Source organism: Coralloluteibacterium thermophilum, assembly GCF_042654365.1.
GTDB lineage: Bacteria > Pseudomonadota > Gammaproteobacteria > Xanthomonadales > Xanthomonadaceae > Coralloluteibacterium > Coralloluteibacterium thermophilum.
In genome coordinates this window covers 1-24,727 of record NZ_JBHSGG010000002.1, presented here as the reverse complement: position 1 = coordinate 24,727, position 24,727 = coordinate 1, and the positions used below count along the sequence as shown (strand labels likewise).

The following is a 24,727-nucleotide window of genomic DNA, read 5'->3' as shown; positions in this document are numbered from 1 at the left end:
TCGGGTCAGGCGGCATGGGCGTGCGCGCCGGGCACGCGGGTCAGCCATGCCTCGTGCTGCGGCGCGCCGCCGCGCACGACGCGCAGGTACTCCGCACGCAGGGCATCGGCCACCGGCGAGGGACCGAAGCGGCGGCCGTCGATCTCCGCGACCGGCAGGACCTCGGCCGAGGTGCCGGCGACGAACACCTCGTCGGCATCCAGCAGCTCGTCGAGGCCCACCGCGCGGGTGCTGCCGCCGCTCAGCGCCAGCACCGTGTCGCGGGTGATGCCGGGCAGCGCATCGGCATGCTCGACCGACACCACCGCACCGTCCTTCACCAGGAACACGTTGACGCCGCTGCACTCGACCACCGCGCCGGCCTCGTCCACGAACAGCGCGTCGTCGTAGCCGCGCGCCGTGGCCTCGCGCTTGGCGAGGATGGCGTTCACGTAGCCGCCCGCGAGCTTCAGCGGCGGCATCGCCCGTGCCGGGTTGCGCCGCATCGGCGAGACCGTCAGGCGGATGGGCCGCTCGCCCAGATGCGGTTTCCACGGCAGGGAGGCCACCATCAGGTGGCGCGTCAGCGGCGCCACGTCGAGGCCGAGGCCGCCGGTGCCGCACCACAGCAGCGGCCGCACGTAGGCGTCGCGGTGGTGGTTGGCGCGGAGCACGGCGATGGTCGCGGCCGCGGCGCGGGCCACATCGAACTCCATGCCGAGCGCCTCGGCGCCGCGGCGCATGCGCTCGAGGTGGTCGTCGAGGCGGAACACCGCGGCGCCGTCGGGGGTCGCGTAGCTGCGGATGCCCTCGAAGACGGCCGTGCCGTAGTGGAGGGCGTGGGTGGTGAGCGGCGCGGCCAGCTGGTCCTGGGGACCCAGGCGGCCGTCGAACCAGAGCATCAGGGACATGCGGTGATCTCCACTTGCAGGCAGTCGTGGTTCTTCTGCATCAGGCGACGCAGGGGTTCCGGCGGGCGGCTGCTCTCCACCGTCATGCGCAGGCGCCAGCAGCCGTCGGCGCCGTCGGGGGCGCCCTCGATGGCGCGGGGGGCGAAGCCTCGGCGCTCGACCAAGCCGATGGCCCGCTGCAGGGCGCCGTCCGCGGACCGCAGCACGAGCTCAAGCCGATAGCGCACGGCGCGGCTCCCGGCTCGGCGCGCCGGCGCCCGCGGGCGGGGCGTCGAGCATGCTGTGGTTGGCGTGGTTGGGCGGCACCAGCGGCCAGACGTTGGCGCGGGCATCGATGGCCACGTGCAGCAGGGCGGGGCCGGGGACGGCGAACAGCGCGTCGAGCGCGGGTCCGACCTCGTCGCGGCGCTCGATGCGCCAGGCCGGGATGCCGAACACCCGCGCCAGCGCCGCGAAGTCCGGGTTGTCGGACAGGTCGATCTCGCTGTAGCGCTCGGCGAAGAACAGCTCCTGCCACTGGCGCACCATGCCCAGGGCCGCGTTGTCGAGCAGGACCATCCGGATCGGCAGCCGGCAGCGCGCGACGGTGGCGAGCTCCTGCACGTTCATCATGAAGCTGCCGTCGCCGGAGACCAGCACCACGCTGCGTCCGGGGCAGGCCAGCTGCGCGCCCATGGCGGCCGGCAGACCGAAGCCCATGGTGCCCAGCGCGCCGCTGGTCAGGTGGTTGCGCGGGTGGTGGAAGCCGCAGTGCTGGGCGACCCACATCTGGTGCTGGCCGACGTCGCAGGCGATCACGGCGTCGTCCGGCGCGCGCTCGGACAGCATGCGCAGCAGGGCGGGCGCGTAGATGTCGTTCCCGGGCGCGTCGTAGCGCGGTGCGTGGCGTTCGGCGCGTTCGCGGCAGTGTTCCCGCCATGCCTCGCAGGGACTGCGCGCGGCGGCGAGCATGCGCAGCGCCGGCGCAAGCGCGCCGGGGATGGCGATGTCGGCGGCGCGCAGCTTGCCGATCTCGCAGGGGTCGGCATCGAGGTGGACCACCCGCGCCTCCGGCGCGAAGCCGTCCAGCCTGCCGGTGGCGCGGTCGTCGAAGCGGGCGCCGACCACCACCAGCAGGTCGGCCTCCTGCACCGCCATGTTGGCCGCGCGGCTGCCGTGCATGCCGAGCATGCCCAGGGCCTGCGGATGCCCGGGCGGCAGGGCGCCCAGGCCGCGCAGGGTCAGCACGGTGGGCAGCGCGGCGGCCTCGACGAAGGTCCGGAAGGCCTCGACCGCATCTCCCAGCGCGATGCCGCCCCCGCCGTAGACCACGGGACGCTCGGCGGTCGCGATGGCGGCGATGGCCTCGACGAGGGCCGCCTCCTCGGGCATCGGTGGCGGCGCCACGGTCGCAGGGCAGTGCGCCGGCAGGTGGCGTGCATCGGCGAGCTGCACGTCCTTGGGCAGGTCGATCAGCACCGGCCCGGGGCGGCCCTCGCGGGCGAGGCGGAAGGCTTCGGCGACGATCCGCGGCAGCTCGTCCACCGCCCGCGCGAGGAAGCTGTGCTTGACGATGGGCAGGGTCATGCCGAACACGTCGAGTTCCTGGAAGGCGTCGGTGCCCATCAGCGGCGTGGCGACCTGGCCGGTGAGGATCACCATCGGCACCGAGTCCAGCAGCGCGTCGGCGATGCCGGTGACCAGGTTCGAGGCGCCGGGCCCCGATGTCGCCACGCAGACGCCGACCCGGCCACTGGCGCGCGCGTAGCCGTTGGCGGCGAGCGCCGCGCCCTGCTCGTGGCGCACCAGGACGTGGTGCAGGCGCGCGTCCACCAGGGCGTCGTAGAACGGCATGATCGTGCCGCCGGGGTAGCCGAACAGCACGTCCACGCCTTCCGCCTCGAGCGCGCGCACCAGCCACTGCGCGCCGTTCGCGGGCTGCGGGCGCGGGGCGTCGGCGGGCTCCCCGGCGGGCAGGGCCTCGGCCGCCAGCGCGTTCATGCGGCCGCGGCGGCTTTGTCCGCCGCATCCTGCGTGGTGGAGGACGCCTCGCGGTTCGCCTGGAGCCAGCGCATCGAGGCGCGCAGGCGGCGCCCGGTCTCCTCGATCGGATGCGCGAGATCCGCCTGCTTGAAGGCGGTGTAGTTCGGCAGACCGGCCCGGTACTCGGCGATCCAGTTGCGCGCGAAGGTGCCGTCCTGGATCTCCGACAGCACGGCCTTCATGCGCGCCTTGGTGCCGGCGTCGACGATGCGCGGCCCGCTGACGAAGTCGCCGTACTGCGCGGTCTCCGAGATGAACTCGAGCATCCGCGTGATGCCGCCCTCGTAGAAGAGGTCGACGATCAGCTTCAGCTCGTGCAGCACCTCGTAGTAGGCGATCTCCGGCTGGTAGCCCGCCTCGACCAGGGTCTCGTAGCCGGCCTGCACCAGGGCGCTGGCGCCGCCGCACAGCACCGCCTGCTCGCCGAACAGGTCGGTCTCGGTCTCCTCCTTGAATGTCGTGCGGATGACGTTGGCGCGGGTGCCGCCAAGGCCGGCGGCATAGGCCATGGCATGCGCCTCGGCGCGCCCCGCCGGGTCCTGGTGGACGGCCCAGACGCAGGGGACGCCGCGCCCGATCTCGTACTCGCGGCGCACCAGCGCGCCCGGGCCCTTGGGCGCGACCAGCACCACGTCGAGGTCGGCGCGCGGCGCGATCTGGCCGAAGTGCACGTTGAAGCCGTGCGCGAACAGCAGGGTCGCGCCCTGCCTGGCGTTCGGCGCGATCGTCTCGGCGTAGAGCTGGGGCTGCACCATGTCGGGCGTCAGCACTGCAATGAGATCGGCGGACGCGACGGCCTCGACCGGCGTGCGCACGATGAAGCCGTCCTCCCGCGCGCGCAGGGAGGTCGGGCCGCCGGGGCGCAGCCCCACGGTCACGTCGAAGCCGGAATCCCGCAGGTTGAGGGCGTGCGCACGGCCCTGGCTGCCATAGCCGATCACCGCGATGCGCGGGCGCTGCGAGGAGGAAGCGGAGGTCTGGGTCATGGTCGGGCTCTTCAGTCGGTGGTGGCGAGGAGGTGGGCCGTGGGAACGGCGCGCGGCGGCGTCGCCGGCGCGGGGGGATCGGTGGTGACCGCGCCGCGTGCGGCGGAGCCGACCAGGCGCGCGTACTTGCCCAGCGCGCCGCCGACCACGCGGGGCGCGATGCGCGCGGGCGTGCGCACGGAGAGGTCGGCGTCGACCTCGATGCGGCGCGCGACGGCGTCGATGCGGATGCGGTCGCCGTCGCGCAGGCGGGCGAGCGGGCCGCCGCGCGCGGCCTCCGGGGCGACGTGGCCGACCATGAAGCCCCGGGTGGCGCCGGAGAAGCGGCCGTCGGTAACCAGGGCGACCTCGTCGCCGAGTCCCTGTCCCACCAGCGCCGCGGTGACCGCCAGCATCTCGCGCATGCCGGGGCCGCCGGCCGGGCCCTCGAAGCGGATCACCACCACGTCGCCGGCGCGGATGGCGCGCGCCTGCACCGCGGCGAAGGCGGCCTCCTCCGAATCGAACACCCGCGCGGGACCCTCGTGGCGGCTGCGCCCGTGCCCGGCGAGCTTGAGGATGCAGCCCTCCGGGGCGAGGTCGCCGTAGAGGATCGAGTAGCCCCCGCTGGGCTTGATCGGGTCGCCGAGCGGCCGCACCACGTCCTGCGCGGGATCGCCCGGCGGCGCGTCGGCGAGTTCGGCGAGGAAGCCACGCCCCGTCACTGTCGGCACGTCGTCGAGCAGGCCGGCGTCGGCGAGCGCGCGCGCCACCAGGGCGGTGCCGCCCATGGCGTACATCTCCGCCGCGGTGTAGCGACCGCCCGGCTTGAGGTCGGCGATGACCGGCACCCGCGCCGTGGCCTCGAACTCCTCCAGGTCGAAGGGCACGCCGGCCTCGTGCGCGATGGCCAGCAGGTGCAGGGCGGCGTTGGTCGAACCGGCGGTGGCCGAGACCGCGCGCGCGGCGTTGCGCAGCGAGGCCGGCGTCACCAGGGCGCGTCCGCCCGCGCCTTCGCGCAGGCGCGCCATGACCAGCTCGCCGCAGCGGCGCGCGGCCGCCGCCTTCGCCGGATGCGTGGCCGGGATGTCGTTGTCGCCGAGCGGCGACATGCCGAGGAAGGTCAGCACCATCGCCATGGTGTTGGCGGTGAACTGCCCGCCGCAGGCGCCGGCGCCGGGACAGGCGCTGCGCTCGACCGCATCCAGCTCGGCGTCGTCGATGCGGCCTGCCGCATGCGCGCCGACCGCCTCGAACACGTCCTGAACCGTGGTGGCGCGGCCGTGGCAGCGGCCCGGCATGATGGTGCCGCCGTAGAGGACGACGCCCGGCAGGTCGAGCCGCGCGAGCGCCATGGCGGCGGCGGGGATGGTCTTGTCGCAGCCGCACAGCAGCACGACGCCGTCGAGGCAGTGGCCGCGGACCGCGAGCTCGATGGAGTCCGCGATGGTCTCCCGCGAGGCCAGCGAGGCGCGCATGCCGTCCGAGCCCATGGCGATGCCGTCGGTGACCGCGATGGTGTTGAACTCCATCGCCGTGCCCCCGGCCGCGACCACGCCCGCGCGGACGTGGCCGGCCAGGTCGCGCAGGGTCATGTTGCAGGGCGACACGTCGGTCCAGGTGTGGACCACCGCGATCATCGGCCGCGCGATGGCGGCGTCGTCCAGTCCCGTAGCCCGCAGCATGGCCCGGGCGGGCGCGCGGGCGGGACCTGTTTTGATGGCGTCGCTGTTCAAGCTGGCTGCTCCCTGCGGGACGGGCCAGACCCTGAAAAACGAAGAACCCCGCGCCGTTGCCGGTGCGGGGTTCTCGATTCGGGACCTGGTTGTTGCGTTGTTTCAGTCGGTCACGACGATTCCGCACCTGTCGGCGAGGTAATAAGAAGCGAAAGTACGAGGACGAGCGCGACCGGCGCTGCGGCAGGCGCGACGCCGCGCGGGAGCGCGGCGGTGCGGGTCTGCGGCAGTGCATCAAGGTTCATGTTGCGGACCAGAACACGCTGAACGGGCGCTGTCAACAGTTTGTGCTGAAACCGTTCGCGCCGCCGGTCGCGACGCGCGCCAAGCGGCTGATCGCAAAGGCCAACGGCGCCCGGCGCCGCCCGTCGGCCCCGGAGCCCCTGCGTTCCGGCAGGTGCGGGGATCGTCCGGTCCGCGTCAGAATGACGCGCCCCACACCGCGTCGGGCGGAACATCGTCCGCGTGGCCGGCTGGCTGCTGAACGCGCCGTCGCGCGACTGCAACCGGGCGCCGTCCGCCGGCGTACTGGGCCTTCAGAACGAAACGAACCGGAGTGAGTCCATGTCCCCTGTTTCCCGCTGGCTCGCGCGTGGCGCGGTGCTCGTACTGGTCGCCCTGCTCGCGGCGTGCGCGACCGGTCCGTCGATCCGCACCGAGGTCGATCCGCAGGCCGACTTCAGCCGCTACCGCAGCTTCGCGTTCTACTCGCCGCTGGCGATGGACCGCGAGGGCTATTCGTCGTTCTCGACGCAGCGGGTCAAGGACGCCACGCGCCGCGAGATGGAGGCGCGCGGCTACGTGTACGACGAGGCCAACCCCGACCTGTGGGTGAACATCAACGCCTACCTGCAGGAGCGGACCGACGTCTACTCGATGCCGACCGTCGACTACGCGTACTACTACAGCTACCGCGCCCGCGGCTACTTCGCCGTGCCGTACTGGCGCGACCGTACCCAGGTGACCCGCTACACCGAGGGCACGCTGAACGTCGACATCGTCGACGTCGCGCAGAACCGCCTGGTCTGGGAGGGCGTGTCGGTCGGCCGGGTGGCGAACACGCGGTCCCCGGACGAGCGTGCGGCGCGGCTGGACCAGAGCATCGCGGAGATCTTCGCCCAGTACCCGTTCCGGGCGGGCAGCGCCGGCCCCGTCTACTGACGTCGTCCGCGGCGGGCGCGGCCGCGTCCGTCGACTAGATGCCCGAGGCGCGGATGGCCTCGGCCATCTCCTTCCACATCGGGACGCGGCCGGTCAGGCCGAGGCTCTCGAGATAGGCCTCGTCGAGCGGGTAGCCCGCCGCGAGCGAGGTCGCCACGTGCACCGCGCCGCCGACCCAGAAGCCGCGGAACCGGCTGCGGCGCGGCTGGCGCTGGTTGGCGACCGCCTCGACGATCGGCATGGGCAGGCCCCACAGGCCCAGCAGGTAGGCGCCCGCTTCCGCATAGTGCGGGCCGCGGGTCTTGGCCAGCGCGGGCTCCTCCGGGATGCGCACGCCGGGCAGCAGCATGCCCACTTCCGCGACCACCGCGGCCGTCGCCGCGAGGTCGGCGCTCGGGCCGTCGAGCAGGCGCGCGGCGAGCCGCGAGGCCACCATCGCCCGCCGGCTGAGGGCGTCGCGGTCGATGCCCTCGGGCGCGCTGAGGGCGAACACCTCCCCGGCCAGCACGACGCGGCGGATCGCGTCCTGGCCCAGGCGGACGACCGCCGAGCGGATGTCGGTGACCTTGCGGCCGAAGGCGAAATAGGCCGAGTTGCACAGCCGGAGCACCTTCGCCGCCGTCGCCGGGTCCTGCGCGATCAGCGCGCTGATCGCCGCGGTGGTGGCGCGGGGATCCTCCAGCTTGCGGTGCAGTTCCAGGTAGAGCCGCGGCGGCGGGGGCAGGGCACCGATGCGCCCGATGGCCTCGCGCAGGTCGGTCGAATCCAGCATCTGGTGGAGTTCGATCACGCTCTCCACCGCCGAGACGATCTCGTCCGCGGACAGCGGGCGGCGCAGGAAGCGGTGGGTGTTCTCGAGCGCGCGCAGCGCGCCGGGCGCATCGTTCCCGTCCTCGTCCAGCACGAGGATGCGCACGGCCTTGGGGTTGCCGAGCCGGACCTGCTGGAGCAGGTCGATGCCGCCGGGCGCGTGCGCATCGGCGACCACCACGTCGGCGTCGCGGACCGCCGCGGCCGCACCGGCATCCGCCGTCCATTCGACGTCCCAGTCGACCCCATAGTCGACCAGCGCGCCGGCCAGTTCCCTGTCGGCCCCTTCGGCCTGCACCGCGATGACTACGCGCACCAACCCCCCGACTCCCCGCACCGGGCGCAGGCGCGCCGGTGCGCCCGAGTCTAGCAGCGAAGCGGGCCGCCCGCGGGCTGCGCCGGGACGGCCCGGGGACCGGTTACTTCGCGGCGCGCTCGACCGCCTCGGTCAGGATGCGGCGCGCCTCCTCGGCGTTGCCCCAGCCGTCCACCTTGACCCACTTGCCCTTCTCGAGGTCCTTGTAGTGCTCGAAGAAGTGGCCGATGCGCTCGAGCCAGTGCGACGAGACCTGGTCGATGTCCTCGATGTGCGCGTAGCCGGCGAAGATCTTGGCGACCGGCACGGCGAGCAGCTTCTCGTCGCTGCCGGCCTCGTCGCTCATCTTCAGCACGCCGACCGGGCGACAGCGGACCACCGAACCCGGGATGAGCGGCAGCGGGAGCACGACCAGCACGTCGGCCGGGTCGCCGTCGCCGCACAGGGTGTTCGGCACGTAGCCGTAGTTGCAGGGATAGCGCATCGGGGTCGACAGGATGCGGTCGACGAAGATCGCGCCGCTGTCCTTGTCCACCTCGTACTTCACCGGCTCCGAATCCTTGGGGATCTCGATGACGACGTTGATTTCGTTCGGCACATCCTTGCCGGTGGGGACGCGGTCGAGGCCCATGCGCTCTCCTGGGTTGTGGCCGTGCGGCCAGTGGTTGCGGGGGCGGGCATGGTAAGGCATGCGCTGCTGCGTCGCAGCAGGGGGGCTGGGGTCCGCCCCAGCTTGGCGGCGGTCCGTACCGGGGCGTATCCCTGTCATTCCCCTGTCATCTTCGCCGCTTCCGAGGTCCCGCCATGTCCCTGCAGCTCGATGTCCGCACGCCTCTCGCCGACGCCGCCACCGCCCAGGCCCGCGCCAACGACCTCCAGGGCTACTGGGCCGGTCCGACGCTCCAGGAGGCGCCGCCCGGCCTGTTGAGCGAACCGCAGTCGAGCCGCCTGGTGAGCGCCGAGTACGCCCTGACCGACGTCGCGCAGCGCAGTCGCCTCGCCGCCGTGCCCGTCACCGTGGACGGCAACGGCAGCAATGCCGCGGAGCGGACCCAGACCGAGACGCCCGACGGCAAGCCGGTGGTCACCGACGTGCTGCACCGGGGCAGCGAGGTCGTCGTGCAGCGCGAGCAGACGCTCACCGAGTACGGCGGCCGCTACTACCTCGCCAGCGACCAGCTGACCCTGGTGACCGGCGACGATGCCGACAGCATCCAGGTGTCGCAGGGCGCGAACGGCGCGCTGGCCGTGGACGTCAACGGCCAGCGCATCGACCTGCGCCTCGCCCAGGGCCAGGAGCTGCAGATCCGGGCCGGGGGCGGCGACGACGTGATCGTCGTGGCGCCGGACGTCGGCGTGAACACCGTGGTCCGTGCGGAGTCCGGCGACAACACCATCGCCACCGGCGGCGGCAGCGACCGCATCTTCACCGGCAGCGGCAACGACACCATCGACGCGGGCGCCGGCGACAACTACGTGGTCAGCCACGGCGGCAGCAACACCATCGTCGCCGGCGACGGCAACAACGTGATCTACGGCGGGAGCGGGAGCGACGAGGTCCGGGTCGGCAACGGCCGCAACTACATCGACGGCGGGGACGGGGACGACCTGATCTACACCGGCGCCGGCGACAACATGGTGCATACGGGCGCCGGCGACGACCTCGTGTACAGCGGGACCGGCAACGACCGCATCTACACCGGCGGCGGCAGCGACCGCATCGAGGTCGAGGGTGGCCGCGGGAACGTGGTCTACGCGCTCGGCGGGGCCGATGCCCACGCCATCGCCACCGGCAGCGGCGCCGCGGTGGAGACCGTCGACGTCGCCGACCGGCCCGCGCTGGGCAGCCGCGGCGTGAGCGTGGAGGGCTCGCCCGAGTTCGTGCAGCGCGTGCAGGCCGACCTGGCGATGCTGGCCTCCTCGCCGGCCGGGCAGCAGATGCTGGCCGCGCTCGATGCCGCGGCCGACGCCTCCGGTAACACCGTCGCCATCCGCGAGCTGGCCAACGAGCAGAACGGCTATGCGATCAGCTCGGGCGGGCGGATCGTCAACGGCCGCCCGAGCGCCGGCTCCGACGTCGAGGTGCGCTACAACCCCGACTTCTTCATGGCGCAGGAGTTCCCGGCCCCGGTGGTGGTGCTCTACCACGAGCTCTCGCACGCCTTCAACGGCGTCACCGGTACCTTCTTCCCGGGCACCTACAACGGCAGCGACCGCGTCGACGCAGGCAGCGTGCCGAACGCCGAGCGCCAGGCGGTCGGCGTGGAGAGCGACTTCGTCTACGACTTCGGCGACGGCAGCGGTCCTATCGCGCACAACCCGTTCCCGCTGACCGAGAACGGCCTGCGAACCGAGCTGGGCCTGCCGCTGCGCCTGCACTACACGCTGTGACCGCGAACGACGCATGCCGGGGCGCCGCCGCCGTGCGTGCCTGCCGCGGCGGTCGGGCCCTCCGCGGGCCGCCGCGCCTGCTAGGCTCGGCGGCATGATCCGGGCCCGCCTCGCCTGCTGCGTCCTGGCCGCGGCAGGCGCGTTCCCGGGCGCCATCGCGGCAGAGGAGCCGATCCACGTGTCCACATCCCGTCCCACCGCCGAGCTGCGCGATGGCGCGGCCGTGCTCGCGGTCGCCATCGACGCCGGAGAGGTCCTGCGCCTGCGCTATCGCCTCGCCAACGACGGCGAGGTCCCGCTGGCGGTGTTCGACCGCGGGACCAACCAGCGCCCCGGCGGCGGCGTGTTCCGCATCGACCTGGAGGGCGAGGGCGACGCCAGCATCGCCCAGACCGGCCTGCCGCTCCCGGACCCCGCGCCGACGCGTCCCATCCTCCCGCTGGCCCGGGTGCTGCCGCCGGGCGGTTCCGCCGAGGGCGAACTCTTGGTGCCGACGCCGGTGGAGGCGCCAGCACGCGACGCCGGGGGCCGCTTCGGGATGGTGCAGGCGCGCCGCGTCCGCTACTGCCTCGGCGTGGCCGACTTCGTCGAGGAGGACTTCGTCGACCGCGGCGAGGGCGTGTGGATGCCGACCCTGCGCGTGATCGAGCAGGGCCAGCGCATCCTGTGCACGCCGTGGTTCGACCCGGCGCGCGGCCGCTTCGCGGAGTGACCGGCCGGCCCGCCTAGAGCAGGGGCACCAGCAGCAGGGCGACGATGTTGATGATCTTGATCAGCGGGTTGACCGCGGGCCCGGCCGTGTCCTTGTAGGGATCGCCGACGGTGTCGCCGGTGACCGCGGCCTTGTGGGCCTCGCTGCCCTTGCCGCCGTGGTGGCCGTCCTCGATGTACTTCTTGGCGTTGTCCCAGGCGCCGCCGCCGGTGGTCATGGAGATCGCGACGAACAGGCCGGTCACGATGGTGCCGATCAGCAGGCCGCCGAGCGCGCGGATGCCCGCCCCCGGGCCCATCAGCCAGTTCATGCCGAAGGCGACCGCCACCGGGACCAGCACCGGCAGCAGAGAGGGCACGATCATCTCGCGGATGGCCGAGCGGGTGAGCATGTCCACCGCGCGGTCGTACTGCGGCTTGCCGCTGCCGTCCATGATCCCGGGGATCTCGCGGAACTGCCGGCGCACCTCCTCGACCACGCTGCCCGCCGCGCGGCCCACCGCCTCCATCGCCATCGCCGCGAACAGGTAGGGGATCAGGCCGCCGATGAACAGGCCGATGATGACCGCCGGGTCGGCGAGGTCGAAGCGGAAGGTCGCGGCGGGGTTCGCGGCCTCCAGGTTGTGGGTGAAGTCCGCGAACAGCACCAGCGCGGCGAGGCCGGCGGAGCCGATGGCGTAGCCCTTGGTCACGGCCTTGGTGGTGTTGCCGACCGCATCCAGCGGGTCGGTCACCGCGCGCACCTCCGGCGGCAGCTCGGCCATCTCGGCGATGCCGCCGGCGTTGTCGGTGATGGGGCCGTAGGCGTCGAGCGCCACGATCATGCCGGTCATCGACAGCATCGCCGTCGCCGCGATGGCGATGCCGTAGAGGCCTGCGAGGCTGTAGCAGGCCCAGATCGCCGCGCAGACCGCCAGCACCGGCCAGGCGGTGGCCTTCATCGAGACGCCGAGCCCGGCGATGATGTTGGTGCCGTGGCCGGTGGTGCTGGCGGCGGCGACGTGCCGCACGGGTCGGTAGTCGGTGCCGGTGTAGTACTCGGTGATCCACACGATGACGCCGGTCAGCACCAGGCCCACCAGGGCGCAGCCGTAGAGGTTGAGCGTGCCGAGCGCGGAGTCGCCCATCAGCGCGGCGGTGACCGGGTAGAACGCGACCGCCGCGAGCAGGCCCGAGACGATCACCCCCTTGTACAGCGCGCCCATGATCGAGCCGTTGCCGCCGATGCGCACGAAGAAGGTGCCGACGATCGAGGCGAGGATGGAGCCCCCCCCCAGCACCAGCGGATAGAGCACGCCGTTCGCGCCGACCGTCCCGGCCATCAGGAAGCCCAGCAGCATGGTCGCGATGACCGTGACCGCGTAGGTCTCGAACAGGTCCGCCGCCATGCCGGCGCAGTCGCCCACGTTGTCGCCGACGTTGTCCGCGATCACCGCCGGGTTGCGCGGGTCGTCCTCGGGAATGCCGGCCTCGACCTTGCCGACCAGGTCTGCGCCGACGTCGGCGCCCTTGGTGAAGATGCCGCCCCCCAGGCGCGCGAAGATCGAGATCAGCGAGCTGCCGAAGGCCAGGCCCACCAGCGCGTGCAGCGCCGCGTCCGTCGCGACGCCCATGCCCTGCAGCACCGCGTAGTAGCCGGCGACCCCGAGCAGGCCCAGCCCCACCACCAGCAGGCCGGTGATGGCGCCGCCCTTGAACGCCACGTCCATGGCGGCGTTGATGCCGTGCCGCGCGGCCTCGGCGGTGCGGACGTTGGCGCGCACCGAGACGTTCATGCCGATGTAGCCGGCCGCCCCGGAGAGCACGGCCCCGAGCAGGAAGCCGATGGCGGTGCCCCAGTCGAGCGCCAGGCCCAGCGCCAGGAAGAGCACGACGCCGGCGATCGCGATCGTCGTGTACTGCCGGTTGAGGTAGGCGGCCGCACCTTCCTGGATCGCCTGCGCGATGGCCTGCATGCGGGCGTCGCCGGCGGGCCGCGCCAGCACCTGCCGGGTCCAGACGATGCCGAACGCGATCGCGAGCGCGGCACAGGCCAGCGCCAGCCAGAGTCCGTGGGTCTGCAGCATGGGGATGTCTTCTCCGTGTCGAAAAGCACTTCGGGCGCGGGCGCACGGAGGGGGCGGTTTCAGGACGCGCTGCGCGCGTCGAGCTGGCGATTCGGGATTCGTGGAGCGTTTCCCGAGCGCACACGCCGGAACCGTTCGACCACAGGAATGCCACGCGGCCGCCGGCCGCGCCCCGAGTATGTCCAATGCGACCGGCGACAGCCACGCTGCACCCGCAGCATCCGCCGCCCGGTCAGCGGTCGCGCTTCCCGTGCTATGCCTTGCCGGCGGCCGCCGCGGCACGCGGGCGCGCCGGCGTCGCCTCGACCAGCCGGGTCATGAGGCGTTCCAGCGACTCCGCCGGGTCGTCGCCGTCGGCGGCGATCATGCGGATGTTCCACTGCGCCAGGGCCGCCTCCTGCACCGGGTTCGGCCGCGTCGAGAAGATGAAGGAGACCGGCTGCGGCACCCCGTGCGGGGCCTGGCGCCAGAGCTTCGACAGCTTGAAGAACAGGTAGCGGATGTTGATGTCGGAGAGGCTGTAGCCGATGAACAGCACCGAGCGCCCGAGCACGTCCGCCCGCAGCTTGATGTCCAGCGGCGACTCGAACTCCAGGCGTTCGAAGAAGCTGCTCTCGTCGAGCACGAGCGAGGTGTCGTCGTCGAAGTCGCCGTGGAACTTCACGATCTGGGTGCTGTCGCCGCAGACGGCGGAGAGGTCGCCGACGCCGGTGATCTTCAGGTAGGGCTTGCCGTGGTGCTCGAAGGCCTTCTCGATCCAGCGGTCGTAGTTGGTGGTGTAGATGAGGTCGAACTCGGCGCGCGCGATCAGTGCGTGGATGCGCGAGTTGGCGATGTCGTAGGCGCCGCTGTGCCACTCGCGGTCCATCCAGCTGCGCAGCGGGCCGATCTGGCCCTTGGCGATGCGGTAGAACTCGGCCAGGGTCAGCTCGCTGCCGTAGCCGCGGAACTCCTCCGGGTCGAAGCCGAGCTCCTCCGCCATGTGGTCCACCAGCTCGTGCCAGGAGGGCAGCCCGAGGCTCATCGACACGCCCGCGCCGACGAAGAGCATCAGGCTGCGCGACCGGTAGGCCTGCACGAGTTGTTCGATGGCGTCGCCGCCGAGGGCGGCGTCGGGTTGTGGAACGGCCATGGCCTCGCGTCGTCGGGACTGTGCGCAGCCGGTTCCCGGGTGCGCGGCGACAGGTGTAGCCGCGGTGCGGCAGCGGTGGCGTGATCGGCCCGGCAGCGCCGAGTGAACGCCGCGGCGACCGGTTTGACTTGTCCCCGCGCCGGCGGGTAGCGTTGCCCGGTCCGCACGGGCGTACGGCTGGGCGAGTGATCGCGAGGAACCGTTGCGCGCCGTGCGTCGTTCTTTTCAGGCGGACGCCGCGTTCGCGCCGCCCACATACGGGAACCCCCACAGCGATGCGACTGGTACTTCTGGGCGCGCCCGGTTCGGGCAAGGGCACGCAGGCCACTCGGCTGAAGACGCACTTCGACGTGCCGCACATCTCCACCGGCGACCTGCTGCGCGCGGAGGTCGCCGCCGGCACCCCGCTCGGGAACGAGGCCAAGGCCATCATGGCCCGCGGCGACCTGGTGTCCGACGAGATCCTGCTCGGCATGCTCGAGAGCCGCTTCTCGCAGCCCGACGTGGCCAAGGGCTTCATCCTCGACGGCTATCCGCGCAACCTCGCCCAGGCCGCCGCGCTCGATGCGCTGCTGGAGCGCCTGGGCCAGCCGGTGGATGCCGCCATCCAGCTCGAGGTGCCCACCGAGCTGCTGGTCGAGCGCATCGCCGGCCGCGCCAAGGCCGAAGGCCGCGCGGACGACAGCGCCGAGGCCGTGCGCCACCGCCTGAAGGTCTACGACGAGCAGACCGCGCCGGTGGTGGAGCACTACCGCGAGCGCGGCCGTCTTGCGCTGGTCGACGGCGTCGGTGGGCTGGACGAGGTGTTCGCGCGCATCATCGCCGCGACGGAGCAGGCCACCGCCGCCTGAGGCGGCGCGGAACGCGATCGTGAAACTGCACATCCTGGGGATCGCCGGCACCTTCATGGGCGGCGTCGCGGCCCTCGCGCGCGAGCAGGGGCATCGCGTCGAAGGCTCGGACCAGAACGTCTATCCGCCGATGTCCACCCAGCTCGAGGCGCTGGGCATCGCGCTGGCGTCCGGCTACGACGCGGGGCATCTCTCGGCGGATCTCGACCAGGTCGTGGTCGGCAATGCCCTCTCTCGCGGCAATCCGGCGGTCGAGCACGTCCTCGACGCCGGCCTGCGCTACACCTCGGGCGCGCAGTGGCTCGCCGAGCAGGTGCTGCCGGGGCGCCGCGTGCTCGCGGTGGCGGGCACGCACGGCAAGACCACCACCACCTCGATGCTGGCGCACGTGCTGGACGCCGCCGGCCGAGACCCCGGCTTCCTCATCGGCGGCGTGCCGGAGAACTTCGGCGTGTCCGCGCGGCTGGGCAGCGGCGCGGAGTTCGTGGTCGAGGCCGACGAGTACGACACCGCCTTCTTCGACAAGCGCTCCAAGTTCGTGCACTACCGGCCGCAGGTCGCGGTGCTCAACAACCTCGAATACGACCACGCCGACATCTTCCCGGACCTGGCCGCCATCGAGCGCCAGTTCCATCACCTGGTGCGCACCATCCCCGGCAGCGGGCGGATCGTGGCGAACGGCCACGACGCCAACATCGCGCGGGTGCTCGGCATGGGCTGCTGGACGCCGGTCGAGCGCTTCGGCCTGGATCCCGCGTTCGAGTGGGCCGCGCGGCCGAGCCGTCCGGACGGCTCGGCCTTCGCCGTGCTTCACCGCGGGACGCCGGTGGGCGAGGTGGCGTGGTCCCTCCTGGGCGAGCACAACGTGCTGAACGCGGTCGCCTCGGTCGCCGCGGCGGCGGCGGTCGGTGTGCCTCCCGCGGAGGCCTGCGCGGCGCTGGCGGGCTTCCGCAGCGTCAAGCGGCGCCTCGAGCTGGTCGCCGAGCACGGCGACATCCGCGTCTACGACGACTTCGCCCATCACCCCACCGCGATCCGCACGACGGTCGCCGGCCTGCGCGCCGCCACCCGCGGGCGCGTGCTGGTGGCGCTGGAGCCGCGCAGCAACTCCATGCGCCTGGGCGCGCACGCCGACGAGCTCGCGCCGTCGCTGGAAGGCGCGGATGCGGTGGTGTTCCTGCAGCGGCCGGAGCTGCCGTGGGACGCCACCCGCGTGGTGGCGGCGCTGCGTGGCGAGGGGGTCGCGGTCGGCACCGTGGAGGCCTTGATCGACGCGTTGCGCGCGCGCGTGCGTCCGGGGGACAGCGTGGTGTTCATGTCCAACGGCGGCTTCGAGGCCGCGCCGCGCCGCTTCGCCACCGCGCTCGCCGGCTGACGTCGACCGGCGCGTCGCGCGTCCAGGTCCTAGACTGGCCGCATGGTCGCCGACGCACTGCCGCTGTTCCCGCTGAACACCGTGCTCTTCCCGGGCGGCGAGGTGGGGCTGCGGATCTTCGAGACGCGCTACCTCGACCTGGTCCGCGACTGTGCGCGCGCGAGCAGCGGCTTCGGCGTCTGCCTCATCCTCGGCGGCGCGGAGGTCGGCGCACTGGCGACGCCGGCGGCGGTGGGCACCGAGGCCTCCATCGTCGACTTCTCGACCACCGACGACGGCCTGCTGGCCATCGTCGCGCGCGGCCGGCGGCGCTTCCGGGTGAACCGGACCCGGGTGCGCGACAACGGCCTGCTGCTGGCCGACGTGCGCTGGTGCCCGCCCGACACCGCGCCCGCGCTGCGCCCCGAGCACGGCCTGCTCGCGGTCCTGCTCGCGCGCCTGCTGGAGGTGGCGCAGGGGCCGCACGCCGGGGCGGCGCAGCATCGGTTCGACGAGGCCGACTGGGTCGGCTGGCGCCTCGCCGAGCTGCTGCCGATCGGTGCGGAACTGCGCCAGCAGCTGCTGCAGGAGGACGATCCGCACCGTCGCCTCGACCGGCTCGTCGAGGCCCTGCCGCAGTTCCAGCAGGAATAGGTCGGAGCCGGCGGCCGGGGCCGTGCCGCCGCTGCGTCGCGCAGCGGCGGCTTCCAGCGTCGACACGCCCGGCCCAGCCGGTAGCATTGCGGTCATGGCCGTCTTCCCCGCCCGCGAGAGCCTGCTCAAGAAGGACCTGTTCGGGCGCATCGTCTGCATCCGCAGCGGTGCGGTCCCGGTGATCCGCCGCGACTACCGGGGCGCCCCGCTGCCGCGGCTGGCGGGCTGGCTGGCCCGCAACGAGGCCGCCTGCCTGCGCCGGCTGGAGCGCGTCCCCGCGGTCCCGCGCGTCCTTGCCTTCAGGCAGGGCAGCCTCGACCGCAGCTACATCGAGGGGCGCCCGATGTACGAGGGCAGGCCCCGCGACATCGCCTATTTCCGCGCGGCACGGCGCCTGATCCAGGCCGTGCACCGCGCGGGCGTCTGCCACAACGACCTCGCCAAGGAGTCCAACTGGCTGGTCCGCGACGACGGCACGCCGGCGGTGGTCGATTTCCAGATCGCGGTGCGCGGCAACCCGCGCGCCCGGTGGATGCGCCTGCTCGCGCGCGAGGACCTGCGGCACCTCCTCAAGCACAAGCGCACCTACTGTCCGGAACGGTTGACCCCGGTCGAGCGGCGGCTGCTGGCGCGGCCGTCCTGGTTGCGCGAATGCTGGTTCGCGACCGGCAAGCCGGTCTACCGCTTCATCACCAGGCGCCTGCTCGGCTGGCGCGACAACGAAGGCAGGAACTGAACGACATGGGCCTCTTCACCGACCGCACCATCTTCATCACCGGGGCGTCGCGCGGCATCGGCCGCGCCATCGCGGTGCGCCTCGCGCGCGAGGGCGCCAACATCGTCGTCGCCGCGAAGTCGGGGGTTCCCAACCCGAAGCTGCCGGGCACCATCCACGAGACGGCCGCCGCGGTCGAGGCCGCGGGCGGCCAGGCGCTGGCGCTGAAGGTCGACATCCGCGAGGAGGCCCAGGTGCACGAGGCGGTGGCGCGGGCGGTGGAGCGCTTCGGCCGGATCGACGCCCTGGTCAACAACGCCAGCGCCATCTGGCTGCGCGGCACGCTCGAGACGCCGATGAAGCGCTTCGACCTCATGCAGCAGGTCAACGCGCGCGGCAGCTTCCTGTGCGCCCAGGCCTGTCTCCCGCACCTGCTGGAGGCGCCGGATCCGCACATCCTGACGCTTGCGCCGCCGCCGTCGCTCGACCCGAAGTGGTGGGGCCCGCATACCGCCTACACGCTGGCGAAGATGGGCATGAGCTTCGTCACCCTCGGCCTCGCGGCCGAGTTCGGTCCCCGCGGCGTGGCCGTGAACGCGCTGTGGCCGCGCACCCTGATCGCGACCGACGCGCTCAACATGATCCCCGGTGTGGAGGCGCGCAACGGCCGGTCGCCGGAGATCATGGCGGACGCCGCGGCGCTGGTGCTGGCGCGGCCGGCGCGGGAGCGCACGGGCCGCTTCCTGATCGACGACGAGGTGCTCGCCGAAGCCGGCATCACCGACCTCGACCGCTACGCGGTCGATCCGTCCAGGCCGCTGCTCCCCGACCTCTACCTCGACTGAGGTTCCGGCGGGGTCTCGAACGCCAGGCCGGCCCCGCACTGGCGGCAGAACACGGCGTCGGCCTCGTGCCCCCGCAGTCGGCAGCGCGGGCAGGCGCGCTGGCGCGCTCCGCGGCGCAGGCCCGAGGCCAGCTCCGCGGTGTAGATGCCGGTCGGCACGGCGATCATGCCGTAGCCGATCAGGATGAGGACCGACGCGAGCATGCGGCCGAGTGCGGTCGCCGGGGCGATGTCGCCGAAGCCCACCGTCGCCACCGTGACGATCGCCCAGTACATCGACAGCGGGATGTTGTCGAAGCCGTGCTCCGGCCCCTCGATCAGGTACATGAGCGCGCCGAACACCGTCACGATGGTCAGCATCGCGAAGACGAACACGAAGATCTTGCGCGCGCTCCGGCGCAGCGCGTCCGAGAGCTGGCGCGCCTCGTAGAGGAAGCGCACCAGCTTGAACAGGCGGAACACGCGCAGGATGCGCAGGATGCGGATGACCAGCAGGTACTGGCTTCCGGCGACGAGCAGCGACAGATAGGTCGGCAGGATCGCCAGCAGGTCGATCACCCCGTAGAAGCTGCGCGCATAGCGCAGCGGGCGCGCGACGATCCACAGCCTGAGCAGGTACTCCACCGTGAACAGGACGGTGAACCCCCACTCGACCGCGTAGAAGGCGTGGCCGTAGCGCGCGTGCAGGCCTTCCACGCTGTCGAGCATCGCGATCAGCACGCTCGCGACGATGGCCACCATCAGGCACAGGTCGAAGGCGAGGCCGGCGCGGGTGTCGTGCCCGAACACGACCGCGTAGATCCGCCGCCGGACCGGCGTCGGCGCGGGCCCCAGTTCCGGGTCGGGCCTGTTCATGCGGCCCCTCCCTGCAGGAACGGCGCGGGGCGGAAGCTGCTGCGATGGCGCGTCATCGACCCTCTCTGCGGATGCTCCGGCCCGATTCTGGCCGCAACGCCGCGCACAGGCGAGCGAAAGCCCCTGCGCAGCCGGCGCGGCATCCCGGATAATCGCGTCCTTTCCCCGACGACCTGCCGCAATGACCGCCACCGCCGACCTGCTCGCCAAGGGCGAGCGCCACTATCTGCCGATCTACCGCCAGCGGGCGATGGTGCTCGCGCGCGGGCAGGGCGCGCGGGTGTGGGACACCGACGGGCGCGACTACGTGGACTTCGCCGCGGGCATCGCGGTCAACGCCTTCGGCCACTGCGACCCCGACCTCGTCGCCGCGCTCACCGCCCAGGCCGGGCTGTTGTGGCACACCAGCAACGTCTTCCACAGCGAACCGCCGTTGCGGCTGGCGGAGGAACTGGTCGAGGCCAGCGGCTTCGCGGAGCGCGTGTTCCTGTGCAACTCGGGCGCCGAGGCCAACGAGGCGGCGATCAAGCTTGCCCGCCGCCACGCGGCGGCGCAGGGGCGGGGGCCGGAGCGGCGGGTCATCCTGACCTTCCGCGGCAGCTTCCACGGCCGCACCCTGGCGACGGTCACCGCGACCGCGCAGCCGAAGTACCAGGAGGGTTTCGAGCCGCTGCCGGGCGGCTTCCGCTACGTGGACTTCAACGACGTCGAGGCCGCGCGCGCCGCCTTCGCCGGCGGCGACGTCTGTGCGGTGCTGGTCGAGCCGATCCAGGGCGAGGGCGGGGTGATGCCTGCGGCGCCGGGCTTCCTCGCGGAGCTGCGCGCCCTCTGCGACGCCCACGGTGCCCTGTTGATGCTGGACGAGATCCAGGCCGGGATGGGCCGCACCGGGCGGTTGTTCGCGCACGAGCACGACGGCGTGCGTCCCGACGTGGTGACCCTCGCCAAGGCACTGGGCGCGGGGTTCCCCATCGGCGCCATGCTGGTGGCGCCCGGTCCCGCGCAGAGTCTGGGCTTCGGTGCCCACGGCACGACCTTCGGCGGCAATCCGCTCGCCGCGGCGGTGGCGCGGGTGGCGCTGGCCAAGCTGCGCGCGCCGGCGCTGATGGACGACGTCGCGGCCCGCGGCGAGACGCTGCGGGCGGCGCTGGCCGGGCTGGCCGAGGAGTTCGGCCTGATCGGGGCGATCCGTGGCCGCGGCCTGATGCTCGGGGCGGTGCTCGCACCGGCCTGGCGCGGCCGGGCCGGGGAGATCCTCGACCATGCCGCCGGCCACGGCCTGCTGATGCTGCAGGCGGGGCCCGACGTGCTGCGCTTCGTGCCGCCGCTGAACCTCACCGAGGAGGAACTCGCGGACGGGCTGGCGCGCCTGCGCGCGGCACTCGCCTCCTTCGTGGCGACGACGGCCGGCGGCTGAGCCGCCGGTTGCGCGCGTCGGCGGTCAGGCCGCCTCGGCGAAGGCGCCGCGCGCCGCCTCGACGGTCGCGGCGATGTCCGCGTCGCTGTGCGCGCTCGACACGAAACCGGCCTCGTACGCGCTCGGCGCCAGGTAGACCCCGCGGCGGAGCATGCCGTGGAAGAAGCGGTTGAACGCCTGCACGTCGCAGGCGGTCGCCTCGGCGTAGCTCTCGACCTTCCGGTCGGTGAAGAACAGGCCGAACATGGCCGGCGCGCGGTTGGTCGTGACCGCCACCCCCGCGTCGCGCGCGGCGGCCTCCAGGCCGTCGCACAGCAGGTGGGTCTTGCGCAGCAGGTCCTCGTGGAAGCCCGGTGCGCGCACGAGGTCCAGCGTCGCCAGTCCCGCCGCCATGGCCACGGGGTTCCCGCTCAGGGTGCCGGCCTGGTAGACCGGCCCCGCCGGAGCCACCTGCGACATCAGCGCGCGGCGGCCGCCGTAGGCGCCGACGGGCATGCCGCCGCCGATGATCTTGCCGAAGGTGCTCAGGTCCGGCGTCACGCCGAACAGCTGCTGCGCACCGCCCGGGGCGACGCGGAAGCCGGTCATGACCTCGTCGAAGATCAGCAGGGCGCCGTGCTTCTCGGTCAGCGCGCGCAGGTGCCGGAGGTAGCCCTCGCGCGGGAGGATGCAGTTCATGTTGCCGGCGATCGGCTCGATGATGAGCGCGGCGATGTCGTCGCCGTGCTCGGCGAACAGCGCGTCCGCGGCGGCGGCATCGTTGTAGGGAAGGGTGAGGGTCAGGTCCGCCAGCGGCTTGGGCACGCCCGGCGAGTTCGGCAGGCCGAAGGTCAGGGCGCCGGAGCCCGCCTTGACCAGGAAGGAGTCGCCGTGGCCGTGGTAGCAGCCCTCGAACTTGACGATCCGCGTGCGCCCGGTGGCGCCGCGCGCCAGGCGGATCGCCGACAGCGTGGCCTCGGTGCCCGAGTTCACCATCCGGACCATCTCGCAGCTCGGCACCATCGCGGCGATGGTTTCGGCCATGCGCACTTCCAGCGCGTTCGGAACGCCGAAGGACAGGCCCTTGCGCATGGTCGTCTCGACCGCGGACATCACCGCGGGGTGCGCGTGCCCGGCGATCATCGGCCCCCACGAGCCCACGTAGTCGATGTAGCGGTTGCCGTCCACGTCCCAGAGGTAGGCGCCTTCCGCGCGCTCGGCGAAGAACGGCTCGCCGCCGACGGATCCGAAGGCCCGGACGGGCGAGTTGACGCCTCCGGGGAGCAGGTCGAGGGCGCGGGTGAACAGGGCGTGGGACGCGTCGGTCTTCATTCGGGTCGTCGTATCGCGGAAGGGAAGGTCAGCCGCGCGCGGGCGGCGGGAACAGGGCGCTGATCGCGCGCGCGGCCGCGGTCGGGTCGGGAGCGCCGAACACGCCGTCGATGACCGCGAGGAAGTCGGCGCCGGCCTCGACCAGCGGACGCGCATTGTCCGGGGTGATCCCGCCGATGGCCACTCGCGGCAGGCCGAGGCCCGCGCAGGCGGCGAGGATGGCGGGTTCGGCGCGCACCGCCAGTGGCTTGGTCCCGGAGCTGTGGAAGGCGCCGAAGGCGAGGTAGCTAGCGCCCGCCTCCGCCGCGGCGCGCGCGCGCGCCGGATCCGCATAGCAGGAGGCGCCGACGATGGCGGACTCGCCCAGCCGGGCGCGCGCGGCGGCGATACCGCCGTCCTCCGCGCCCAGATGCACGCCGGCCGCGCCGACGGCCTCCGCCAGGGCCACGTCGTCGTTGACGATCAGCGGGACGCCCGCATCGTCGCAGAGGCGCTTCAGGGCAAGCGCCTGCGCGCGCCGGAGCGCGGGAGGTGCCGTCTTGTTGCGGTACTGGAGCAGGCGGGCGCCGCCGCGCAGGCCCTGTTCCACCCGCCGCAGCAGGCGGTCGGTGTCGGGATCGTCGGGCGTCAGGAGATAGAGGCCGCCACTGGGCAGGCTGGCTGCGTTCACGCGGGAAACCACGATCGTGGGAAAATGCAGGGCCGTGCAGTCTAGTCCCCGAGCGCCATGACCGATGCATCCGCCACCGCCTCGCCCACCCGCACCTGGATGTGCGTGGTGTGCGGGTTCATCTACGACGAGGCCGTCGGGATTCCCGAGGAGGGCATTCCTCCCGGCACACGCTGGGAGGACGTGCCCGACACGTGGACCTGCCCGGACTGCGGCGTCACCAAGGACGACTTCGAGATGATGGTCGTCTGATCCCGCAGCGGGCGCGGTCCGCCTAGTGCAGGCGGACGGGCGCCTGTCCCGCCTCGATGATGGCGTTGCGGACCGCGTCGGCGTCCGCCGCCCCGGGCGCCAGCGAGAGATAGCGGCCAAGATCCTCGCGCGCGCCCGCCGCGTGACCGAGGCGCAGGTAGGCGAGGCCACGGTCGCGGAGACCGTCGAGCGTCCCCGGGGCCAGCTTGAGCTGCCGGTCGGCGCAGCGCGCGACCTTCTCCCAGCGCTCGCCCTCGGCGTACAGCGACTTCAGGTTGCGCAGCATGCGCATGACGATCGCCCGGTTGGACGCCGGCGCCAGGATCTCGAACAGCAGCTCGTCGTCGGGCGTCTGCCCGCCGAGGTGCGGGGTCGCCCGCTGCTTCAGTTCGTCCGCGCCCACCGAGCGGCCGCGGTTGAAGGGGTCCATCACCAGGACCCCGTCGTCGACCGCCAGGCTCACCAGGAAGTGGCCCGGGAAGGAGACGCCGTCCAGCGGCACGTCCAGCGCGCGCGCCAGCGACATCTGCACCATCGCCAGCGACAGCGGAATGCCGCGGCGACGGTCGAAGACGTCGTTGAGATAGCTGTTGCGCGGGTCGTAGTAGCGGTCCGCGTCGCCCGCGAAGCCCAGCTCCTCGAACAGATAGCGGTTGATCGCCGCCATCTTGGCCGCCGGATCCTCGAGCGCCTCCACCCTCGGGCGCAGGGCCGCCGCGTAGCCGGCGATGCGCTCCCTGTAGAGCTCCGGGTCGAGATCGGGATACTCGTCGCGCGCGACCAGCAGGGCCGTGTCGAGCAGCGGGACGTCGTCGTCGGCGAGCGTCGCCAGCGCGTCCCAGTCCGGAAGTGTCTTGGGCCTGTCCATGCCGACGAATGTGGATGCCCGTCCGTGACGAATCAAGCGCGGGGGCGTCCTGCTCGTCGGCAGGATGTCTTCAGGGCAGCTGGCGCTCGATCTCGGGCGAGAAGGTGAGCGTGTCTCCGCGCTGCACGCCGAGCCTTCGCGCGACGCCTGCGTTGAGCTCCAGTACGTAGAGGGCCGGCCGCTCGCTCGGGTAAGGCGGGCAGCGGTCGCCCGCCGAACAGGTGGGCACGCCGAGCTGTGCGGAGACCAGCCGACGCTCGGCATCGAAGTAGAGGATGTCCAGCGGGATCCGCGTGTTCTTCATCCAGTAGGCCAGCGGCGCCTCCTCCTCATGGATGAAGAGCATGCCGCGGTCCTGCGCCATCTCCTCCCGGAACATCAGCCCCCGCGCCCGGCTCTCGTCGTCCATGGCCAGTTCCACCGTGAAGCGCTGGCCGCGGAGCTCCACCCACGGTTCGCTCGACGCGCAGCCGGGCAGCGCGAGCGCCCACAGGAGGAGCAGAGCAAGGAGGAGGCGGGCGCGGGAGGCCCGGCGAAAAAAAGTTGTCATGGGGGACTAGCGCGGCGCCGGAAGATGCGCCTATACTAGCCGACCGCTCAGCGAGGCGGCGCCGGTCTGAACGACGGCGGGGTGATGAAGAAGAAAGTTCTTCGAAACCTGTTGACGAGCCGCGGATCTCATGTATGATGAGCGGCTCCCCGGGGCGAGAGTCGCGGGGCCGGAAGAGGGAAGCGA

The 24,727-nt window shown here is 72.7% G+C and carries 24 protein-coding genes; 10 read left to right on the top strand and 14 right to left on the bottom strand.

Annotation, left to right across the window (positions count from 1 at the left end):
• Window positions 1-5: 5 nt before the first annotated feature.
• Genes ACFO3Q_RS00525 through ilvD form a run of 5 tightly spaced genes read right to left on the bottom strand, consistent with a single transcriptional unit; the run spans window position 6 to window position 5,613 of the window.
• Entirely contained in the window at window positions 6-890 is an 885-nt protein-coding gene (locus ACFO3Q_RS00525) for an aminotransferase class IV (RefSeq protein WP_377002567.1), read from the bottom strand.
• Entirely contained in the window at window positions 881-1,117 is a 237-nt protein-coding gene (locus ACFO3Q_RS00520; protein WP_377002566.1) for an ACT domain-containing protein, read from the bottom strand. Before ACFO3Q_RS00520 ends, ACFO3Q_RS00525 begins: the two co-directional genes overlap by 10 nt.
• Complete coding sequence (gene ilvG, locus ACFO3Q_RS00515; protein WP_377002565.1) at window positions 1,101-2,870, bottom strand: acetolactate synthase 2 catalytic subunit; 1,770 nt, start codon at window positions 2,868-2,870, stop codon at window positions 1,101-1,103. Before ilvG ends, ACFO3Q_RS00520 begins: the two co-directional genes overlap by 17 nt.
• Window positions 2,867-3,898 (bottom strand): ketol-acid reductoisomerase, encoded by a 1,032-nt coding sequence (gene ilvC, locus ACFO3Q_RS00510; protein ID WP_377002564.1) that lies wholly within the window; start codon window positions 3,896-3,898, stop codon window positions 2,867-2,869. The genes ilvG and ilvC overlap by 4 nt, the downstream gene beginning before the upstream one ends.
• An 11-nt stretch (window positions 3,899-3,909) precedes the next feature.
• Entirely contained in the window at window positions 3,910-5,613 is a 1,704-nt protein-coding gene (gene ilvD / locus ACFO3Q_RS00505) for a dihydroxy-acid dehydratase (protein ID WP_377002562.1), read from the bottom strand.
• Between the two features lie 564 nt (window positions 5,614-6,177).
• Here ilvD and ACFO3Q_RS00500 point away from each other — a divergent pair.
• A complete protein-coding gene (locus ACFO3Q_RS00500; RefSeq protein WP_377002561.1) occupies window positions 6,178-6,774 on the top strand; it encodes a DUF4136 domain-containing protein in 597 nt (198 codons plus the stop codon).
• Window positions 6,775-6,808: 34 nt separating this feature from the next.
• Here the strand turns inward: ACFO3Q_RS00500 and ACFO3Q_RS00495 are convergent, their stop codons facing one another.
• Window positions 6,809-7,900: an HDOD domain-containing protein gene (locus tag ACFO3Q_RS00495; protein ID WP_377002560.1), complete on the bottom strand. Its 1,092-nt coding sequence runs from the start codon at window positions 7,898-7,900 to the stop codon at window positions 6,809-6,811.
• 103 nt (window positions 7,901-8,003) lie between these two features.
• On the bottom strand, window positions 8,004-8,531 hold the full coding sequence (gene ppa / locus ACFO3Q_RS00490) for an inorganic diphosphatase (RefSeq protein WP_377002559.1): 528 nt from the start codon (window positions 8,529-8,531) through the stop codon (window positions 8,004-8,006).
• Between the two features lie 173 nt (window positions 8,532-8,704).
• Between ppa and ACFO3Q_RS00485 the strand changes: the two genes are divergently transcribed.
• Both ACFO3Q_RS00485 and ACFO3Q_RS00480 read left to right on the top strand, forming a co-directional pair.
• Window positions 8,705-10,291, top strand: coding sequence for a M91 family zinc metallopeptidase (locus tag ACFO3Q_RS00485; RefSeq protein WP_377002558.1), 1,587 nt, complete (start codon window positions 8,705-8,707; stop codon window positions 10,289-10,291).
• Between the two features lie 178 nt (window positions 10,292-10,469).
• Entirely contained in the window at window positions 10,470-11,003 is a 534-nt protein-coding gene (locus tag ACFO3Q_RS00480) for a hypothetical protein (RefSeq protein ID WP_377002557.1), read from the top strand.
• Between the two features lie 13 nt (window positions 11,004-11,016).
• Here the strand turns inward: ACFO3Q_RS00480 and ACFO3Q_RS00475 are convergent, their stop codons facing one another.
• Together ACFO3Q_RS00475 and ACFO3Q_RS00470 are read right to left on the bottom strand one after the other, a co-directional pair.
• Window positions 11,017-13,068 carry a sodium-translocating pyrophosphatase gene (locus ACFO3Q_RS00475; RefSeq protein ID WP_377002556.1) on the bottom strand — a complete coding sequence of 684 codons (2,052 nt, stop codon included), beginning with the start codon at window positions 13,066-13,068 and terminating at the stop codon, window positions 11,017-11,019.
• 253 nt (window positions 13,069-13,321) lie between these two features.
• Entirely contained in the window at window positions 13,322-14,200 is an 879-nt protein-coding gene (locus ACFO3Q_RS00470) for an SIR2 family protein (RefSeq protein ID WP_377002555.1), read from the bottom strand.
• 275 nt (window positions 14,201-14,475) lie between these two features.
• Here ACFO3Q_RS00470 and ACFO3Q_RS00465 point away from each other — a divergent pair, with 275 nt between their 5' ends.
• From ACFO3Q_RS00465 to ACFO3Q_RS00445, 5 genes are all read left to right on the top strand, one after another.
• Window positions 14,476-15,051, top strand: coding sequence for an adenylate kinase (locus tag ACFO3Q_RS00465; RefSeq protein WP_377002554.1), 576 nt, complete (start codon window positions 14,476-14,478; stop codon window positions 15,049-15,051).
• Window positions 15,052-15,067: 16 nt separating this feature from the next.
• Window positions 15,068-16,426 carry a UDP-N-acetylmuramate:L-alanyl-gamma-D-glutamyl-meso-diaminopimelate ligase gene (gene mpl / locus ACFO3Q_RS00460; RefSeq protein WP_377002984.1) on the top strand — a complete coding sequence of 453 codons (1,359 nt, stop codon included), beginning with the start codon at window positions 15,068-15,070 and terminating at the stop codon, window positions 16,424-16,426.
• Between the two features lie 42 nt (window positions 16,427-16,468).
• Complete coding sequence (locus tag ACFO3Q_RS00455) at window positions 16,469-17,059, top strand: LON peptidase substrate-binding domain-containing protein (RefSeq protein WP_377002552.1); 591 nt, start codon at window positions 16,469-16,471, stop codon at window positions 17,057-17,059.
• A gap of 94 nt (window positions 17,060-17,153) precedes the next feature.
• Window positions 17,154-17,795, top strand: coding sequence for a phosphotransferase (locus tag ACFO3Q_RS00450; RefSeq protein WP_377002551.1), 642 nt, complete (start codon window positions 17,154-17,156; stop codon window positions 17,793-17,795).
• Window positions 17,796-17,800: 5 nt separating this feature from the next.
• Entirely contained in the window at window positions 17,801-18,619 is an 819-nt protein-coding gene (locus tag ACFO3Q_RS00445; protein WP_377002550.1) for an SDR family oxidoreductase, read from the top strand.
• On the opposite strand, the gene ACFO3Q_RS00440 is transcribed toward ACFO3Q_RS00445, so the two are convergent.
• Window positions 18,607-19,473: an ion transporter gene (locus ACFO3Q_RS00440; protein ID WP_377002549.1), complete on the bottom strand. Its 867-nt coding sequence runs from the start codon at window positions 19,471-19,473 to the stop codon at window positions 18,607-18,609. The two genes, ACFO3Q_RS00445 and ACFO3Q_RS00440, sit on opposite strands and share 13 nt — an antisense overlap.
• A 181-nt stretch (window positions 19,474-19,654) precedes the next feature.
• Between ACFO3Q_RS00440 and ACFO3Q_RS00435 the strand changes: the two genes are divergently transcribed.
• A complete protein-coding gene (locus tag ACFO3Q_RS00435) occupies window positions 19,655-20,890 on the top strand; it encodes an acetylornithine/succinylornithine family transaminase (RefSeq protein WP_377002548.1) in 1,236 nt (411 codons plus the stop codon).
• A 24-nt stretch (window positions 20,891-20,914) separates the two neighbouring features.
• Here the strand turns inward: ACFO3Q_RS00435 and hemL are convergent, their stop codons facing one another.
• Both hemL and thiE read right to left on the bottom strand, forming a co-directional pair.
• Window positions 20,915-22,201, bottom strand: coding sequence for a glutamate-1-semialdehyde 2,1-aminomutase (gene hemL, locus ACFO3Q_RS00430; RefSeq protein ID WP_377002547.1), 1,287 nt, complete (start codon window positions 22,199-22,201; stop codon window positions 20,915-20,917).
• Between the two features lie 28 nt (window positions 22,202-22,229).
• On the bottom strand, window positions 22,230-22,871 hold the full coding sequence (gene thiE / locus ACFO3Q_RS00425) for a thiamine phosphate synthase (protein WP_377002545.1): 642 nt from the start codon (window positions 22,869-22,871) through the stop codon (window positions 22,230-22,232).
• A 57-nt stretch (window positions 22,872-22,928) separates the two neighbouring features.
• Here thiE and ACFO3Q_RS00420 point away from each other — a divergent pair, with 57 nt between their 5' ends.
• Window positions 22,929-23,123: a rubredoxin gene (locus tag ACFO3Q_RS00420; RefSeq protein ID WP_377002544.1), complete on the top strand. Its 195-nt coding sequence runs from the start codon at window positions 22,929-22,931 to the stop codon at window positions 23,121-23,123.
• 22 nt (window positions 23,124-23,145) lie between these two features.
• On the opposite strand, the gene ACFO3Q_RS00415 is transcribed toward ACFO3Q_RS00420, so the two are convergent.
• Window positions 23,146-23,991 (bottom strand): SirB1 family protein, encoded by an 846-nt coding sequence (locus tag ACFO3Q_RS00415; RefSeq protein ID WP_377002543.1) that lies wholly within the window; start codon window positions 23,989-23,991, stop codon window positions 23,146-23,148.
• Window positions 23,992-24,061: 70 nt separating this feature from the next.
• Entirely contained in the window at window positions 24,062-24,541 is a 480-nt protein-coding gene (locus ACFO3Q_RS00410; protein WP_377002542.1) for a DUF192 domain-containing protein, read from the bottom strand.
• Window positions 24,542-24,727 lie beyond the last annotated feature (186 nt).

What these genes read in the sequence shown, in the direction of transcription:
- ACFO3Q_RS00435 (WP_377002548.1), top strand. Translation starts at nt 19,655, where the DNA reads ATGACCGCCACCGCCGACCTGCTCGCCAAGGGCGAGCGCCACTATCTG.
- ACFO3Q_RS00440 (WP_377002549.1), bottom strand. Translation starts at nt 19,473, where the DNA reads ATGAACAGGCCCGACCCGGAACTGGGGCCCGCGCCGACGCCGGTCCGG.
- ACFO3Q_RS00485 (WP_377002558.1), top strand. Translation starts at nt 8,705, where the DNA reads ATGTCCCTGCAGCTCGATGTCCGCACGCCTCTCGCCGACGCCGCCACC.
- ACFO3Q_RS00445 (WP_377002550.1), top strand. Translation starts at nt 17,801, where the DNA reads ATGGGCCTCTTCACCGACCGCACCATCTTCATCACCGGGGCGTCGCGC.
- ACFO3Q_RS00525 (WP_377002567.1), bottom strand. Translation starts at nt 890, where the DNA reads ATGTCCCTGATGCTCTGGTTCGACGGCCGCCTGGGTCCCCAGGACCAG.
- ACFO3Q_RS00420 (WP_377002544.1), top strand. Translation starts at nt 22,929, where the DNA reads ATGACCGATGCATCCGCCACCGCCTCGCCCACCCGCACCTGGATGTGC.
- ACFO3Q_RS00500 (WP_377002561.1), top strand. Translation starts at nt 6,178, where the DNA reads ATGTCCCCTGTTTCCCGCTGGCTCGCGCGTGGCGCGGTGCTCGTACTG.
- ilvG (WP_377002565.1), bottom strand. Translation starts at nt 2,870, where the DNA reads ATGAACGCGCTGGCGGCCGAGGCCCTGCCCGCCGGGGAGCCCGCCGAC.
- ilvC (WP_377002564.1), bottom strand. Translation starts at nt 3,898, where the DNA reads ATGACCCAGACCTCCGCTTCCTCCTCGCAGCGCCCGCGCATCGCGGTG.
- ppa (WP_377002559.1), bottom strand. Translation starts at nt 8,531, where the DNA reads ATGGGCCTCGACCGCGTCCCCACCGGCAAGGATGTGCCGAACGAAATC.
- hemL (WP_377002547.1), bottom strand. Translation starts at nt 22,201, where the DNA reads ATGAAGACCGACGCGTCCCACGCCCTGTTCACCCGCGCCCTCGACCTG.
- ACFO3Q_RS00465 (WP_377002554.1), top strand. Translation starts at nt 14,476, where the DNA reads ATGCGACTGGTACTTCTGGGCGCGCCCGGTTCGGGCAAGGGCACGCAG.
- ACFO3Q_RS00415 (WP_377002543.1), bottom strand. Translation starts at nt 23,991, where the DNA reads ATGGACAGGCCCAAGACACTTCCGGACTGGGACGCGCTGGCGACGCTC.
- ACFO3Q_RS00475 (WP_377002556.1), bottom strand. Translation starts at nt 13,068, where the DNA reads ATGCTGCAGACCCACGGACTCTGGCTGGCGCTGGCCTGTGCCGCGCTC.
- ACFO3Q_RS00450 (WP_377002551.1), top strand. Translation starts at nt 17,154, where the DNA reads ATGGCCGTCTTCCCCGCCCGCGAGAGCCTGCTCAAGAAGGACCTGTTC.
- ACFO3Q_RS00470 (WP_377002555.1), bottom strand. Translation starts at nt 14,200, where the DNA reads ATGGCCGTTCCACAACCCGACGCCGCCCTCGGCGGCGACGCCATCGAA.
- ACFO3Q_RS00410 (WP_377002542.1), bottom strand. Translation starts at nt 24,541, where the DNA reads ATGACAACTTTTTTTCGCCGGGCCTCCCGCGCCCGCCTCCTCCTTGCT.
- ACFO3Q_RS00455 (WP_377002552.1), top strand. Translation starts at nt 16,469, where the DNA reads ATGGTCGCCGACGCACTGCCGCTGTTCCCGCTGAACACCGTGCTCTTC.